Genomic DNA, 15,598 nt, shown 5'->3' with positions numbered 1-15,598 from the left:
GTCAAAACTTCTCCTGCACGACGTCGGGGCGGACCCGCACGTGGAGCAGGGCCGGTCCGGCCAACGGCAGCACCTCGTCGAAGGCCGCCCGGGCACCCGCCTCGTCGGTGACCGTCCACGCCGGCACCCCGAGCGCGCGGGCCACGGCGGCGAGGTCCCGCTCGGGGAAGCGGGCCAGCTGCGGGTCGACCCCGCGCGGGGCGAGTTTGCGGACCTCCGCGCCGTACGCGGCGTCGTCGAGGAGCACCAGCAGCACCGGTGCGCCGACCCGGGCCAGGGTGTCCAGCTCACCGAGACCGGTGAGCAGGCTGCCGTCGCCCTCGAAGGCGACCACCGGCCGCTCGGGACGGCCCACGGCGGCGCCCACCGCGAACGGCAGTCCGACGCCGATGCTGCCGAACTCCCACGGCGCGAGGAAGGACCGGTCGGTCGCGGCCGAGTCCAGCAGCAGGTTGGGCCAACCGCCGAAGTGACCGACGCCCACCACCGTGGTCCGCTCACGCGGCAGGCGTTCGGCGCAGATCCGGATGAACGCCCGGGGATCGATCCGGCCCGGCCGGGACTCGATGTCCAGGCCCGCGAACGGATCGGCGGCCGCCAGGTCGGCGGCCAGGTCCGTGCTGCGCCAACGCGGTCGGTGCACCGGTGTCAGCACCGCCGATACCGCCTCCGCCGTCTCCCCCGCGTCGCCCAGCACCCCGGCCGACACCGGCCAGCGGGCGCCGATCGCGGCCGGGTCGACGTCCACCGCGACCAGCACCGCGTCCGGGAAGAGCGCACCGTGGTCGGCGGTCCACCGGTTGAGCCCGGCCCCGAACGTGACCACGAGGTCCGCCCCGGCCAGGGTCCGCCGGGTCAGCGGCCGGGACAGCCCGCCGGCCACCCCGAGGTCGTACGGGTGCCCACGGAACAGACCGGCGGCCATCAGCGTGGTGGCGAGCAGGGCTCCGCTGCGGTCGGCGAGGTCCCGGATCGCGGCCGCCGCCGGTTCGGCGCCCCGGCCGGCGAGCAGCACCGGGCGGTGCGCCGTGCGGAGCCGGTGAGCGAGCGCGTCGACGTCGGCGGGGTCCGGTGCGAGTGGTCGTGGCGCGCGGGGCACCATCGGCGCCGGGACCGGCGGGTGCTGCGGGACCTGCGCGTCGGCCAGGTCGATCGGCACGTTCAGCACCACCGGGCCGGTCAGCTCGCGGGCGGCCCGGAACGCCAGCCCGACGTCGCGCATCGCGGTGCCGGCGGTGTGCACCGGGACGAACGTGCCCGCCGTGGCCAGCGCGTACGGCTGCTGGTCGAAGTGCTGCACGTGCAGCGGGTCGCCGGGCGGAGTGTCGCCGGCGATCAGGACCAGCGGGGTTCGAGCCTGCCGCGCGATGGTCAGCGCCGCCCCGGCGACCGCCAGTCCCGGCCCCTGGGTGACGGTGGCGACGCCGAAGCGGCCGGTGGTGCGGGCGTACCCGTCGGCCATCATCACCGCGGCGTTCTCGTTGCGGGCCGCGACGAACCGGACGCCGTGCCGCTCGACCAGGTCGGCGACCAGATACATGTTGGCGTCGCCGAGCAGACCGAAGACGGTGTCGACGCCGTGCGCCACGACGGCGTCGGCGATCGCCTCGAACACCCTCACCGCGCGTCCCCGTCGAGGTAGCCGCCGGGCGGGCGCAACGCCACGCTCAGCGCGCCGAGGAAGGAGTCGTTGGCCGCCGCGTCGAAGCGGGGACCGGCCAGCCGGGCGGCACGTTTGGTCATCGTGCGGCCGACCACGGAGGTGGACAGCAGCCGGTCGGTGATCGCGTCCACGGCGGCGGGCAGGTCGGCGGCGGCGACCACCCGGGTGACCAGGCGCAGGTCGAGCAGTTCCGCAGGTTCCACCCGCTCGCCGAGCAGCAGCCACCGCTTGGCCAGGTCGGCGCCGACGAGGTCGGCGAGGATCGCCATGCCGCTCCAGGTCAGCGGGATGCCGTAGGTCACCTCGGGGAAGGTGAAGAACGCGCTGTCCGCAGCCACCCGCAGGTCGCTGGCGAGCCCGATGACGGCGCCCGAGCCGATGGCCGGCCCGTTGAAGGCGGCGACCGTGGTCTGGTCCAGCCGGTACCAGCGTTCGACCAGGTCGGCGGTGCGCCGCTGGACGTGCATGGTGGTCTCGGGATCGAGGTCGGCCAGCTCACGCAGGTCGGTCCCGGCGCAGAACGCCGTGCCCTCGCCGGTGAGCACCACCACCTCCACCGTGCGGTCGCGTCCGAGTTCGTGCAGCACGTCCTCGAAGCGGCCGAGCATGTCGAGGTCGAAGCTGTTGCGCCGCCGCGGTCGGTGCAGGGTCACCCGGGCCAACCGGCCGGAGCGGTGCAGCAGGACGGACTGATCAGTGGTCATGGTGACTCCGAGGTCAGGAGGGCGCGGTCGACGAGCGCGGCGGCGTGGCCGACGTACGACAGCGGGTCGAGCAGCCCGGCCAGTTCCGGGCCGGGCAGGGCGGCGGCCACCTGCGGGTCGGCGCGCAGCACCTCGACGAACGGTCGGTTCTGCTCCAGGCTGTCCCGGACGATCCGCATCACCAGGTGGTGGGCCTGCTCCCGGCCGAGCGGTTCGGCGAGGCGGAGCATGATCGCCTCGGAGAGCACCAGCCCACCGGTGAGATCGAGGTTGGCGCGCATCCGGTCCGGATCGACGCCGAGGTCACCGAAGACCTCGACCAGCCGGTCCAGGGCACCGCCGATGAGGATGAAGCACTCCGGCAGCAGTTTCCACAGCGTCATGCCGACGCCCATGTCGCGGTCGTCCTGCGCCACCATGGTCTGCATCGCCAGCGGCACCTGGGCGCGCAGCGTGCCGGCCGCGGCGATCACCGCCTCGCAGCGGATCGGGTTGCGTTTGTGCGGCATGGTGCTGCTGCCGACCTGGTTGGCGCGCTGCGGTTCGTGGGCCTCGCCGACCTCGGTGCGGCCGAGGAAATAGATCTCGCGGGCCAGTTTCTCGGCGCTGGAGGCGACCAGTCCGAGGACCATCAGGCACTCGGCGAAGCGGTCCGAGGTGGCGTGCCACGGGGTGTCGGCGACGCCGAGGCCGAGTTCGTCGGCCACGGCCCGTTCCAGAGCGAACGCCTGCGGGCCGTAGCCGGCCATCGTGCCGGCGGCGCCACCCATGCTGGTCACCAGCAGGCGTTCGCGCATCTGGACCAGGCGGGTGCGGTGCCGTTGCAGTTCGCTCTGCCACACCGCGCAGCGCAGGCCGAACGTGGTCGGCAGCGCCTGCTGGCCGTGGGTGCGGGCGGCCATCAGGGTGGTGCGGTGTCGCAGGGCAAGCCGGCGCAGGATGCGGACCAGTTCGTCGACCTGGCGGGAGACGATGTCCAGGCCGGCCCGGGCGCGCAACACGAACCCGGTGTCCATCACGTCCTGGGTGGTGGCGCCGAGGTGGACGTAGCGTCCGGCGTCGCCCTGGCAGGCGGCGGTCAGCGCCCGGACCAGCGGCACGAGCGGGTGCACGGTGTCGGCGGCGTCGGCGGCGAGCACCGCGGTGTCCAGCCGGTCGAGCCGGGCCGCGTCGGTGATCGCCTGGGCAGCGGCCGACGGGATGACGCCGAGGCCGGCCTGGGCACGGGCCAGGGCCGCTTCGACGTCGAGCCAGGACTGCATGAGCTGGCGGTCGTTGAAGACGCCACGCATCTCGGCGTTGCCGAAGAAGCTGGTGACGGTCAACGAGTCCAGGAAACACGAGCCGAGCTGCATCAGCGTTGCTCCTCACCGGTGAGCAGGCCGAGCGCGGCGCGCCGGTCGACCTTGCCGGACGGCAGTAACGGCAGGTCCGGCACGGTACGGATCAGCGTCGGCACCTTGTGTCGGGCCAGTCGGGCGGCGGCCGCCCCGGCGAGCCGGTCGGGGTCGGGCGTGGTGCCCGGGGCGGCGACGACGAGGGCGGCGACCTCTTCGCCCCAGCGCACTGACGGCAGGCCGAGTACGCACACCTGCGCCACGGCCGCGTCGTCGAGCAGGGCCGCCTCCACCTCGGCCGGGCTGATGTTCTCGCCGCCTCGGATGATCAGTTCCTTGACCCGGCCGGTGAGGGTGAGGATCCGGTCGGTGTCGAGCGCGCCCAGGTCACCGGTACGCAGCCAGCCGTCCGAGGTGATCGCGGCCTGGGTGGCGGTCGGGTCGTCGACGTACCCGGCGGTCACCGACTCGCCACGGACCAGCAGCTCACCGGCGTGGCCGGGGGGCAGTTCGGTGCGGGTGCCGGGAGTGACGACGACGGCGTCCAGGTCCGCGACGATCCGTCCGACGGTGTCGCCGGGGCTGCCGCAGCTCGCGTCGCCGGGGTCGACGCTGATCGTCGGGCCGGCCTCGGTCTGCCCGTAGATCACGGCGATACGGTCCAGGCCGAGTACCCGGCGGGTGCGGGCGAGCAGCGCCGGTGCGCAGGGCGCGCCGCCGAGGAAGCCGACCCGCAGCGACGACAGGTCGAAGCGGTCCGGTGCGGCCTCCACGGTGTCGGCGAGCATCGTGGCCATCGTCGGGACGGCCTGGAGCACGGTGCACCGGTGCCGGGCGATCTGGGTGAGCACCGGTTCGGTGCGGAAGCGGCTCACCGACACCCACAGCGCCCCGGTGACCAGGGCTAGCACGGCGCCGCTGCTGAGCCCGGCCGCGTGGGCCAGGGGCAGCGGTGAGGCGATCCGGTCGGTGGCGCCGAGTCCGGCGGCGTCGGCGGTCCACCGCGCGTTGGCGATCAGGTTGCGGGCGCTGAGCGCGACCATCTTCGGCGGGCCGGTCGAGCCGGAGGTGAACTGGATGTTCAGGGTGGCGTCCGGGTGTCCGGCGGGAGCGGGCACTGTGCCGTCGCCGATCCCGGCCAGGTTGTCGCCGAGGACGTGCCAGCCGTACGGGCGGGCGGACCCGGGCAGTACGGCGAGCGCCTGCGCGGCGGTGGCGGCGCCGTCGCGGTCGCGGAGGCGACGGGCGACGAAGAGTCGGCGGGGACGGCTGCGGGCCAGTGCCGTGGTCAGCTCCGGGGTGCTCAGCCCCGGATGCAGGGTCACCAGGGCGGCGCCCCGCCACGCCGCGGCGGCCAGCAGGACCAGCCAGTCGAGGCTGTTCTCGGCCCACACGGCGATCCGGTCGCCCCGGCCGACGTCGAGCGCGGCCAGGGTGGCCGCCCGTCGGCCGGCGAGGTCGGCGAACTCCCCCGCCGACACCGTTCGGTCCAGGTCGAAGGCGTACAGGGGGCGGTCCGGATGCTGGGCGGCGTGCTCCAGGACGGTGGCGTCGAGGGCGTGGATCACCGGATCACTCCTTGACGAGCAGCAGGTTTCCGTGGTCGTCGACGGTCGCGGTCCACCCGGCGCCGACCACGGTCGTGCTGCCGTTCTCCCGGATGACGGCCGGACCGGACACCGTGCGGCCGGGGGCCAGGTCGGTGCGGCGGTGGACGGTGGCGTCGACCCAGCCGTGTGCGCCGTAGACGCGGGTCGGCTCGGGCTGGGGGGTGGTGCCGGACGGGGGCGCGAACCGTACGTCGGGGCGAGGGCCGTAGGCGGTGAGTCGGCAGTTGACGATCTCGACCGGGTGGCCGGAGCGGGCGTAGGCGTACCGGTCGGCGTAGGCGGCGTGGAAGGCCGCGACCAGGTCCTCGACGGTGGCCGGGACGTCCTCGACGGGGACGGCGAGGTCGAAGGACTGGCCCCGGAACCGCATCCCCACCGACAGACCGAAGGTGACCTGGTCGGGTTCGACGCCGTCCTCGGCCTTGAGCTGGGCCCGTGCGGTGTCGCGCAGTTCGGCCACCACGGCGCGTACGGCGTGCAGTCCGCTCTCGTCGGCCGCCACCAGCACGGTGCGGACGTAGTCGTGCCGGGCCTGGGCGGTGACGAAGCCGAGGGCGGAGAAGTTGCCCGGCACCGGTGGCACGAGGACCCGGCGGATGCCCAGGTCGTCGGCGAGCACGGTGGCGTGCATGGGGCCGGCGCCGCCGAAGGGCATCAGCACGAAGTCCCGGGGGTCGTGGCCGCAGGCGACCGAGATCTCCTTGATCGCGCTGGTCATCTTGGCGGTGGCGATGGTGAGGATGCCGTGTGCCAGTTCCAGGTCGTCGAGGCCGAACTCGGTGGCCAGGCGGTGCATGGCCGTGCGGGCGGCGGCGACGTCGAGGCGTACCTCGCCGCCGAGGCTCTCCTCGGCGTCGAGGTGGCCGACGAGCAGGTGGGCGTCGGTGGTCGTCGGCTCGGTGCCGCCCCGGCCGTAGGCGGCGGGGCCGGGGGTGGAGCCGGCGCTGCGGGGGCCGATGCGGAGTTCGCCGCCGAGGTCGCGCCAGGCGATCGAGCCGCCACCGGCACCGATGGTGTTGATCTCGACCTGGAAGGTGCGGTTCGGGTAGCCGGCGATCGTCCCGTCGTTGGTCATCAACGGGGTGCCGTTCTTGATCAGGCAGACGTCGGTGCTGGTGCCGCCGATGTCGCAGGTGATCACGTTCGGGTAGCCGGCCAGGCCGGCGACGTGGACGCTGGCGGCGACGCCGCCGGCCGGGCCGGACAGGGCCAGGTTGATCGGCAGCCGGCCGGCCTCCTCGGTGGACACCACCCCGCCGCTGCTGGTCATGATCGACAGTGGGTGGGCGTAGCCGCCCTCGGCGAGGGTGTCGCCGAGTCCGCGCAGGTAGTCGGAGACGGTGGAGCGGACGCTGGCGTTGAGCACGGTGGTGGCGAAGCGCTCGTACTCGCCCTGTTCCGGCACCACGTCGGAGGAGATGGTGCAGACCAGGTCGGGATAGCGTTCGGCGAGACGGGCGGCGGCGGCCCGCTCGTGCGCCGGGTTGCGGTAGGAGTGCAGCAGGCAGACGGCCACGGCCTTCGGCCCGGCGGCGGCCACCCGGTCCAGCACGCTGTCGAGGGCGGCGGTGTCCAGCGGCCGCACGACGCTGCCGTCGGCGCCGATGCGCTCGGGCAGGACGTGCCGCAGTCGACGGGGGGTCAGCGGGGGGCGTCCCGCCTCCTTGACGCTGTAGAGCTGCGGTCGGTGCCCGAGCCCCATCTCCAGGACGTCGCGGAAGCCCTCGGTGGCGACCACGCTGACCGGCTCGCCGGAGCCTTCCAGCAGTGCGTTGGTGACCCGGGTGGTGCCGTGGACGAAGCGGTCGACCTCGTCGAGGCGTACGCCGAGCTTGGCCAGGCCCTCGAAGATGGCCGCGGCCGGGTCGTCGGGCGTGGACAGGGTCTTGGCCTCGGCGAGCCGGGCGGTGGCCGGCTCGTACACGATGACGTCGGTGAAGGTGCCACCGATGTCGACGCCGATGCACAGCATGGCGAGCCTTTCGATAGTGGTGGGCGCGCGGGGGCCGGCGGCCGGCAGCGGCGCGCCGTCGGAGGCGGGCGGGTCAGAAGGTGACGCCGTAGCGGCGCAGGGTCTTGCTGGTGACGGTCCGCAGGATCCAGTCGAAGAGGTAGCCGAGCAGGCCCAGGGTGATGATGCCGACGAAGACCCATTCGGTCTTGGCGTAGTTGCGGGCGGTCCAGATGAGCGATCCGAGGCCGCTCTGTGCCGCGACGATCTCGGCGGAGACGATCGTCAGGAAGGAGTTGCCCATGGCCAGCCGGGCGCCGGTCACGACGTGCGGCACGGTCGACGGCAGCACCACCGAGGCCAGGGTGCGTGCCGCGTTGGCGCCGAGCGCGCGGGCGGCGCGCAGGCGTAGTTCGTCGACGGACAGGACGCCGGCCAGCGTGTTGAGCGCGACGATGAAGACGGTGGTGTAGAAGATCAGCGCGATCTTCGACGCCTCTCCCGGCCCGAGCCAGATGATCGCCAGGGTGACGAAGGCGATCGGCGGGACGAACCGGAAGAACTGGATGTACGGGTCCAACATCAGCCGCAGCCACGGTACGCAGCCCATCAGGAGCCCGACCGGTACGCCGATGACGACACCGAGCGCCCAGCCGGTGAGGATCCGGGTCGACGAGGCGCTGATCGAGCTGGCCAGCGTGCCGTCCTGGATGAGTTCGACCGCACCGCGCCAGGTGAGCAGCGGCGAGGGCAGGAAGAAGGCGGTGTAGTTGCGGCTGACCAGGTCCCAGATGACGACGCCGAGCAGCACCGACAGGGCCGACAGGCCGATCCGGGTCAGCCTGGGTCGGCTGGTGCGGCGGCGGGCCGGGCCGGCCGTGTCCCGGCTGGTCTTCTCCGGCACCGCGCGGAGGTCCACGCTCATCGTCGTGCCTTCCTGTCGGCGCCGTCGGTTGTCGGGCGCTGTCGACCGTCGTGTCCGTCGTCGAGGCCCTGGGCCTGCAGGGTGCGGGCCACCTCGGCGCCGATGTCCTCGCGGAGTTCGCGGAAGAGTGCGGCGCTGGCCGGGTCGGTCAGGTCGCGGGGCCGGGGCAGGTCGCACGGGTAGACGGTCTTGATGGCCGCCGAGGGTCCGGCGGTCATGGTGACGATCCGGTCGCCGAGCAGGATCGCCTCGCCGATGTCGTGCGTGACGAACACGATGGTGGCGCCGGTCTCACGCCAGATCCGGTCGAGTTCGACCTGCATGACCAGGCGGGTCTGGGCGTCCAGGGCGCCGAAGGGTTCGTCCATCAGCACGACCGACGGTTCGTTGGCCAGCACCCGGGCCAGTTGTGCGCGTTGGCGCATGCCGCCGGAGAGTTGGCCGGGGAACCGGTCGGCGCTGTGGCTGAGCCCGACCATCGCCAGGTAGCGGTCGACGTCGGCGGCCCGCTGGGCCTTGCCGACCCCGCGCATGCGCGGGCCGAACTCGACGTTCTGTCGGACCGTCAGCCACGGGAAGAGCGCTTCGGCGCTCTGGAACACCACGCCCCGGGAGACGTCGGGGCCGGTGACCCGCGCGCCCGCGCAGGTCACCTCCCCACCGACGGGTGTGACGAAGCCGGCGATCGCGTTGAGCAGTGTCGACTTGCCGCAGCCGCTGGGGCCGAGCAGGCAGACGAACTCCCCTGCGGCGATGTCCAGGTTCGCCTGGCGGACCGCAACGAAGTCGCCGAACCGGATGTCGACGTCGCTCACGGACACCGGGGAGCCCGTACGGTTCACGCCACCCCCCTGATCATGACGGTCGCCGGGTCGGCCTTCTGGCTGACGATGTTGCTGTCCTGCTGGAACTGGGCGATCTCGTTGTAGCGCTGGATGTCCTCGTCGGTGAAGTCACGGACCTGGCACTGCACGCCTTCGAGGAGGGACTGGGCCTCGGCGGCGGGCACCTTGATCGCGGTCTCGGTGACGGTGCCGGCCTTGGCCGGGTCGGCGGTGAGCTGCTCGCAGGCCTGGGCGATGGTGTCGACGACCTTCTTGGCCGTCTCCTTGTTGCCCTCGTACCAGGCGCCGTCGACGCCGATCACGAGGTTGTAGACGTATCCGATCTCGCCGCTCGTCAGCAGCACGGTGCCGCCGTTGGCGACGCCCCGCGAGGGCCACGGCTCCCACATGATGTAGCCGTCGACGTCGCCGCGTTGCAGCAGCGCCGGCATCTCGGCGGGTGAGGCGTTGACGAACTCGACGGTGTCACGGGCGATGTTGCGGCTGTCGAGGACCTTGTTGGTGGCGTACTCGTTCACGGTGCCCGGCACGACGCCGTACTTCTTGATGCCGGCGACGTCGGTGATGCCGGAGCGGGCGACGAGCTTGATGAAGCTGGGCGACTGCGAGAAGACCGCGAGTCCCTTGATGTCGCCCCGGGTCGCGCGGTTGAGCAGGCTGGATTCGGTGCTGGCGGTGACCTGGCCCTGCTTGGCCAGGATCGCGTCGAGCCCGCCGGTCCCCTCCTGGTACTGGGTGACGGTCACGTCGAGCCCGGCCTGGTTGAAGAGGTTCTCCTGGTCGGCGAGGTAGATCGGCGAGTACGCCGGGTCGACGCCGACGCCGAAGTTGACGGCGGGGTTGGGGCCGCTGTCGCCGTCGGACTCGCCGGAGGACTGGTTCTCGGAACACGCCGCCATGGCGACGGTCATCAGCAGGGCGGCGGCCGCAGCCGTTACGCGCATTCTCATGGCTACCCCAGACTTCAGCGGCTCATATTGTGGTCTTGGTTTCTTAATATGGGACGCTACTGTGAGGCGCTCGACAACGTCAAGAGGCGCAAGTGAAAGCCTCTCACCACAGACAGTAGCCAGAGACCGCCGAACGCCCCGTCGCGCTCATCAGCACACGGAGGAGATAGCGACCATGAAGTACCTGAACAACCCACTTGGTGCGACGAGTCCGAAATCTCGGGCGGGCGAGCCGGACAAGGCGACCGTCACGCAAAGTGTCGATAGCTCGGCCGTGGATCGGCTCATCTCCCGCAGCGGGGACACGCCGACGACGATCGAGCGGGCCTGGACCGTGACCGACACGCTCCTCTACGCCCTCGGTGTCGGCGCCGGAGCCGACGAACTCCGTTACACCACGGAGAACACCGCCGGGCACCCGCACGCCGTACTCCCGAGCTTCGCCACCCTGCTCGCCGCCGACCCGCCGTACCTCGGCGAACCGGCCGTCGTCCGGCACGCCGGGGAGACCCTGACCCTGCACCGACCGTTGCCACCCGCCGGCCGGGCCCGCATCACCGCCGCCGTCACCGGCGTGAACGACCAGACCAGCGGCGCTCTGCTCCACCACCGATCCGAGATCCACGGCACCGACGGCGTCCACCTGGCCACCGTCGAGCGCAGCATGTTCGTCATCGGGGCGGGCGGCTTCGACGGCCCACGCGCACCACGCACCCACTGGCAGCGACCGGCGGAGCACCCCGACCACACCACTGCCCACCACACCCGCCCTGACCAGGCGCTGCTCTACCGCCTCAACGGCGACCGCAACCCACTGCACTCCGATCCGGCGGTAGCCGTCGCCGCCGGCCTACCCGGCCCCGTCCTGCACGGCCTGTGCACGTTCGGCTTCGCCACCCGGACCCTGCTGCGCACGATCGCCGACGACGCCCACGACCGGGTACGACGGCTCAGCGCCCGGTTCACCGCACCACTCTTCCCCGGCGACACCCTCACCGTGCTGGTGTGGCGCCGCCCGGGTGGCGCACTCTTCCAGGCCGTCGACGGCCGAGGTCGTCCGGTCCTCGACCAGGGCACGCTGGACCTGCACGGATGACCACGAGGCGACGTCCGCACGCCTGAGTCCGCGCCACGGACGGGGAGCCCCTCCCGGCGGTGCCGAGCGGTAGCCTGGACGGGCAGCCACCTTTCGAGGTGGCGGCACGGCGGTGGGGCCCGCCGTACCCGAACCGTGCCGCACCCGGTCACCGACGGTCCCTACCTGATGATCCTCGCGCACGCCCGCACCGGGTGTGGAGACCGCCCAGGTAGGAGCCCGTGCACGTGCCGCGTGACGAACACCGCGACCCAGCCGCCCGCAGCCCGCTGCGCGAACCGGTCGATCCCGACATCGTCGTCCCACCGGGGCCACCCGGTCGGGTGCCGCGACAGATCGAGATCCTCGCCGCGATCGCGGCCGGCGGCGTCCTCGGCGCCTGTGCCCGCTACGGTGCCGTCGTGCTGTTCCCGACCGCGCCCGCGGCGTTCCCGTGGACGACGTTCTGGATCAACATCACCGGCTGCGCCCTGATGGGTGCGCTCCTGGTCCTGATCACCGAACGGAGCACCGCGCACCCACTGGTCCGGCCCTTCCTCGGCACGGGCGTCCTCGGCGGCTACACCACGTTCTCCACCTACGCCCTCGACGGCCAGCACCTGATCGGTGGCGGTCGGGCGGGCACGGCACTGTTCTACCTCGGCGGCACCCTCGTGGCGGCGCTGGCCGCCGGGTGGGGCGCGGCGACGCTCACCCGACTGTTCCTCGCCACCCGCCCCACCCGGGACGGAGCCGCCGGATGAACTGGCTCATGGTCATCCTCGGCGCCCTCGTCGGCGCGCCCCTGCGCTACCTGATCGACCGCACCGTCCAGGCCCGGCTGGGCACCGCCTTCCCGTGGGGCACCTTCACCGTCAACCTGCTCGCCTGCGTCGCCCTCGGTCTCCTCGCCGGGTTCAGCACCGCGACCACCGTGCCGGCTGCCCTGCAGCACCTGATCGGGACCGGCCTGTGCGCGACGCTGAGCACCTACTCGACGTTCTCCGTCGAGACGATCCGCCTGACGGAGAACGGCGCGACGCTGCTGGCGGTCGCCAACGCCCTCGGTAGCGTCCTGGCCGGGCTGGCTGCTCTCTCCCTCAGCAGCCACCTCGCCATCGCGCTCCTCAGCTGAGTGCGACGGCCCGTGCACCGCTCGGAGGATGTCGCCACGATCGGGTCCGGTCGGCTGCTACTCCCGCCAGCCGGTCAGCTCGACCCCCTTGGCCAGGTCCACCCGGAAGCCCAACGCGATCTCGCCGCTCTCGCCCGGCGCGAGCGACAGCCGCCAGGTCACCTCACCCAACTCCGTCCGCTCGACCGGCGGCGGCACCACGGTCGTCTCGCGTACCACCACCGCCTCGTCACGCGAGACCGGGAGCTGGTCACGCACCTCGACGGTCGCCGGACGGGACGTGTGGTTGTCGACGGTGATGCGGTACTCCACCTCGCGCCGCCGGGTCGACCCGAGCGTGGCCTTGGTCTCGGCGCGTCGGTGCAGCTTCCGCTCCACCCGCATCCGGTCGTCCACCCCGAGCGCCACCTCGGTCTCCTCACCCGGCGCCCACATCGGCAGCCGGGTGGAGGCGACGAAGTCGGCATCGTGGAACACCGAGGCCGGGCCCGCGAGCAGCGCGTGCTCCGAGGTGTTACGGACCGTGGCCCGCAGGTGGGCCTCGGCGGCCCGGACCGGTGCGGTGACGTGGTCCAGCCGGGCCGGTAGCTCCAGCACGGCGATGACGGCCCGGTGGACGCTGCCGTCGGCGGGCACCGCCACCGGCCGGGCCGGCCGGTAGGTGGCCGCGCTGACCCCCTGCTCGACCTCGGCGACGCTCTCCCGCAGCTCCTGCGGGACCGGTGGCGCGGCCCGCGCCAGGCTGGCGGCCGGTGCCGCGCCGAACGCCGGCATCCCGGCCGCCATGACCGGCGGCGCCACGCGCGGCGGCGGCCGGAACCGGTCGAGATACCAGGGCGACAACTCGGGTACGCCCGTCGTCGCCGCCGGTCGGGCGGTGGAGAGGCGGAGGTCGCACTCCGGCCAGTCCTCTCCGGTGCTCTGGCTGACCATCCCGAACCAGGTGACGGTCATGGTCTCGTCGACCAGCCGCAGGTCGTAGGAGGGTTGCCACCGGGCACCCTCCACCAGGTAGGTCAACTCCAGCTCGACGTCGGTGTCGTCGGCCTCGACCGCCACGATCACCTCGGCGGCCAGCCGATCCGGCTGCCGCTTCCCCTGCGCGGCGTCGAGATCCCGCCCGACCGCGGCCAGTTCCTCCCTCAGCTCGGTCCGTCGACGGGTCAGCCCACGCCGACGGGCACGCGAGTCGGCGAGCTGAGCGACCACCGAATCGGTGAAGGCGGCGACGTCGCCGGGCGCGGCGTCGCCGACGGCCAGCGCGCGGGCGTACGTGCCACCGGCCCGCTCGGCCAACCGGGTGAGGAACTCCCCGCGCTGCTCCTCGACGGCGTCCGCGTCGTCGAGCTCGGCCAGCTCGTCGGTCACCTCGCGACGACGCTGCTCCAGGGCGACGACCTGCGCGTCGGTGCTGCGGGCCTGCCGCCACGTGCTCACGTCCACGCCGAGCACGGTGGCGGCACCCCGACCGCCGACCCGGACCGAGTCCCGCCGCAGGCCGAGCGGCAGCGGCGCGACGCGTACGCGGTGCTGACCGGCCGCCAACCGGAGACAGCCGCGTCGGGTGACCCGGGCCCGGTCGGGATAGACGGTGACGTCGACGACGGGGGCATCGATCTCCGCAGTGTCCACGGCGGCGAGGGTAGTCGACAGCTACGACCGTTCCTTCCGGCACTGGTGGCCCGCGTCGGGGCGACGACGAGCGGCCACCGAAACACTTCCGCCATGTTTCCGAAACTACCGGTTGAAAACCCTGGAACATTCTGCCAGCCTGATAGGCATCGATCGATGAGATCGCTAACATTGATCTTCCTGCCCCTGGAGGTGTCCCACACCGTCACCAGGCCCGAGCAACCGGGTGACACGTCCACATCCGAGTCCACCACCCGCGACCACGTCCCGGCGGGCGACGGGCTCGACCACCGCCACCCTTCACCTGCCGGCCAGCCGGCCAGAGACGACTCACCTCCGCGCGGATGCCGGGCGTGAGCCCTGGTCCGGTCGGCGGACACCGCATTGCGGGTCGCCACCTGAGCGCACCCGATCAGTGACAGATACGTCCCATCCCATCAGTGGAGGATCAGCATGATCTCCCGGACCCGTCCCTCCAGGCGTCGACTCAGAGCGCTCTACGTTCCCGGAGCCGCCGCGCTGGTCGCCGTCTTCGTCGCATCGCTGCTGCCCACACTCGCTCACGCCGCCGAGACCACCCTCGCGGCGGCGGCGAACCAGTCCGGCCGGTACTTCGGTGCGGCGGTGGCGGCGAACAAGCTCAGCGACGGCGCGTACACGACGATCCTGAACCGCGAGTTCAACAGCGTCACGCCCGAGAACGAGATGAAGATCGACGCGACCGAGCCGCAGCAGGGCAACTTCACGTTCACCAACGCGGACCGGATCGTCAACCACGCTCTCAATCGGGGCTGGAAGGTGCGTGGCCACACGCTGGCCTGGCACTCGCAGCAGCCCGGCTGGATGCAGAACATGTCCGGCACCCAGTTGCGTAACGCCATGCTCAACCACGTCACGCGCGTCGCGACCTACTACCGGGGCAAGATCCACTCCTGGGACGTGGTGAACGAGGCGTTCGCCGACGGCGACAGCGGCGCCCGCCGCGACTCCAACCTGCAGCGCACCGGAAACGACTGGATCGAGGCGGCCTTCCGCGCCGCCCGGACGGCGGACCCGGGCGCGAAGCTCTGCTACAACGACTACAACACCGACAACTGGAACTGGGCCAAGACCCAGGCCGTCTACCGGATGGTCCAGGACTTCAAGAACCGGGGCGTACCGATCGACTGCGTCGGGTTCCAGTCGCACTTCAACGCCCAGTCGGCGTACAACAGCAACTACCGCACCACGCTGTCCAGCTTCGCGGCGCTCGGCGTCGAGGTGCAGATCACCGAGCTGGACATCGAGGGCTCCGGCACCACGCAGGCCAACACCTACCGCAGTGTGGTCAACGACTGTCTCGCGGTCGCCCGCTGCACCGGCATCACGGTGTGGGGCATCCGGGACACCGACTCGTGGCGCTCCGGCGGCACCCCGCTGCTCTTCGACGGCAGCGGCAACAAGAAGGCCGCGTACACGGCCACCCTGGACGCGCTGAACAGCGCCGGTCCCGGAACCACCCCCACGCCCACCACGCCGGGGCCCACCAACCCTCCGTCCGGCTCCGCCAGCGAGATCGTGGGTTCGCAGTCCGGCCGGTGCGTCGACGTGCCCAACTCCTCGCGAGACAACGGCACCCGGGTCCAGCTCTACGACTGCAACAAGCAGACGAACCAGGCATGGACGTACGACAGCTCCACCAAGCAACTCCGCGTCTACGGCGACATGTGCCTCGACGCCGCCGGCACCGGCAACAGCGCCGCCGTCCAGATCTACGCCTGCCACAGCCAGA

The 15,598-nt window shown here is 72.3% G+C and carries 13 protein-coding genes; 4 read left to right on the top strand and 9 right to left on the bottom strand.

The genetic code is table 11. The features are described 5' to 3' along the window. Position 1: 1 nt before the first annotated feature. From ABZ738_RS19015 to ABZ738_RS18980, 8 genes are all read right to left on the bottom strand, one after another. The gene (locus ABZ738_RS19015; RefSeq protein WP_357214816.1) at positions 2 to 1,621 is read right to left on the bottom strand and encodes a thiamine pyrophosphate-binding protein; all 1,620 of its coding nucleotides are present in this window, start codon (positions 1,619 to 1,621) and stop codon (positions 2 to 4) included. Further along, positions 1,618 to 2,367 (bottom strand): enoyl-CoA hydratase/isomerase family protein, encoded by a 750-nt coding sequence (locus tag ABZ738_RS19010; protein WP_357214813.1) that lies wholly within the window; start codon positions 2,365 to 2,367, stop codon positions 1,618 to 1,620. The genes ABZ738_RS19015 and ABZ738_RS19010 overlap by 4 nt, the downstream gene beginning before the upstream one ends. Beyond that, positions 2,364 to 3,722, bottom strand: a complete 1,359-nt coding sequence (gene purB, locus ABZ738_RS19005; protein ID WP_357214810.1) for an adenylosuccinate lyase — start codon at positions 3,720 to 3,722, stop codon at positions 2,364 to 2,366. The genes ABZ738_RS19010 and purB overlap by 4 nt, the downstream gene beginning before the upstream one ends. Next, positions 3,722 to 5,272 carry a class I adenylate-forming enzyme family protein gene (locus tag ABZ738_RS19000; RefSeq protein WP_357214807.1) on the bottom strand — a complete coding sequence of 517 codons (1,551 nt, stop codon included), beginning with the start codon at positions 5,270 to 5,272 and terminating at the stop codon, positions 3,722 to 3,724. The genes purB and ABZ738_RS19000 overlap by 1 nt, the downstream gene beginning before the upstream one ends. Positions 5,273 to 5,276: 4 nt before the next feature. Next, positions 5,277 to 7,286: a hydantoinase/oxoprolinase family protein gene (locus ABZ738_RS18995; RefSeq protein WP_131054826.1), complete on the bottom strand. Its 2,010-nt coding sequence runs from the start codon at positions 7,284 to 7,286 to the stop codon at positions 5,277 to 5,279. A gap of 73 nt (positions 7,287 to 7,359) precedes the next feature. After that, the gene (locus tag ABZ738_RS18990; RefSeq protein WP_131054825.1) at positions 7,360 to 8,190 is read right to left on the bottom strand and encodes an ABC transporter permease; all 831 of its coding nucleotides are present in this window, start codon (positions 8,188 to 8,190) and stop codon (positions 7,360 to 7,362) included. Then, positions 8,187 to 9,011 (bottom strand): ABC transporter ATP-binding protein, encoded by an 825-nt coding sequence (locus ABZ738_RS18985; RefSeq protein ID WP_236145888.1) that lies wholly within the window; start codon positions 9,009 to 9,011, stop codon positions 8,187 to 8,189. Before ABZ738_RS18985 ends, ABZ738_RS18990 begins: the two co-directional genes overlap by 4 nt. A 17-nt stretch (positions 9,012 to 9,028) precedes the next feature. Then, on the bottom strand, positions 9,029 to 9,985 hold the full coding sequence (locus ABZ738_RS18980; RefSeq protein ID WP_131054823.1) for an ABC transporter substrate-binding protein: 957 nt from the start codon (positions 9,983 to 9,985) through the stop codon (positions 9,029 to 9,031). A 274-nt stretch (positions 9,986 to 10,259) separates the two neighbouring features. Here ABZ738_RS18980 and ABZ738_RS18975 point away from each other — a divergent pair, with 274 nt between their 5' ends. From ABZ738_RS18975 to crcB, 3 genes are all read left to right on the top strand, one after another. Beyond that, positions 10,260 to 11,081, top strand: a complete 822-nt coding sequence (locus ABZ738_RS18975; protein ID WP_357214802.1) for a MaoC/PaaZ C-terminal domain-containing protein — start codon at positions 10,260 to 10,262, stop codon at positions 11,079 to 11,081. Between the two features lie 227 nt (positions 11,082 to 11,308). Beyond that, positions 11,309 to 11,824 (top strand): CrcB family protein, encoded by a 516-nt coding sequence (locus tag ABZ738_RS18970; protein ID WP_357214799.1) that lies wholly within the window; start codon positions 11,309 to 11,311, stop codon positions 11,822 to 11,824. Continuing rightward, positions 11,821 to 12,195 carry a fluoride efflux transporter CrcB gene (gene crcB / locus ABZ738_RS18965; protein ID WP_357214796.1) on the top strand — a complete coding sequence of 125 codons (375 nt, stop codon included), beginning with the start codon at positions 11,821 to 11,823 and terminating at the stop codon, positions 12,193 to 12,195. Before ABZ738_RS18970 ends, crcB begins: the two co-directional genes overlap by 4 nt. Before the next feature lie 57 nt (positions 12,196 to 12,252). On the opposite strand, the gene ABZ738_RS18960 is transcribed toward crcB, so the two are convergent. After that, positions 12,253 to 13,827: a mucoidy inhibitor MuiA family protein gene (locus ABZ738_RS18960; protein ID WP_357214792.1), complete on the bottom strand. Its 1,575-nt coding sequence runs from the start codon at positions 13,825 to 13,827 to the stop codon at positions 12,253 to 12,255. Between the two features lie 453 nt (positions 13,828 to 14,280). On the opposite strand from ABZ738_RS18960, the gene ABZ738_RS18955 reads away from it, so the two are divergent. Beyond that, positions 14,281 to 15,598, top strand: a 1,318-nt coding sequence (locus tag ABZ738_RS18955; protein ID WP_357214789.1) for an endo-1,4-beta-xylanase, incomplete at its 3' end; no start/stop codon positions are given.

Source organism: Micromonospora sp. NPDC047793 (assembly GCF_040642635.1).
Lineage (GTDB): Bacteria > Actinomycetota > Actinomycetes > Mycobacteriales > Micromonosporaceae > Micromonospora.
Note: the sequence above shows the minus strand (reverse complement) of the source record. Positions and strands in the feature narration are given on the sequence as shown.

Excerpts from the sequence above, each read along its gene's own strand:
- purB (WP_357214810.1), bottom strand. The coding sequence starts at position 3,722 with ATGCAGCTCGGCTCGTGTTTCCTGGACTCGTTGACCGTCACCAGCTTC.
- ABZ738_RS18980 (WP_131054823.1), bottom strand. The coding sequence starts at position 9,985 with ATGAGAATGCGCGTAACGGCTGCGGCCGCCGCCCTGCTGATGACCGTC.
- ABZ738_RS19010 (WP_357214813.1), bottom strand. The coding sequence starts at position 2,367 with ATGACCACTGATCAGTCCGTCCTGCTGCACCGCTCCGGCCGGTTGGCC.
- ABZ738_RS18995 (WP_131054826.1), bottom strand. The coding sequence starts at position 7,286 with ATGCTGTGCATCGGCGTCGACATCGGTGGCACCTTCACCGACGTCATC.
- ABZ738_RS18990 (WP_131054825.1), bottom strand. The coding sequence starts at position 8,190 with ATGAGCGTGGACCTCCGCGCGGTGCCGGAGAAGACCAGCCGGGACACG.
- crcB (WP_357214796.1), top strand. The coding sequence starts at position 11,821 with ATGAACTGGCTCATGGTCATCCTCGGCGCCCTCGTCGGCGCGCCCCTG.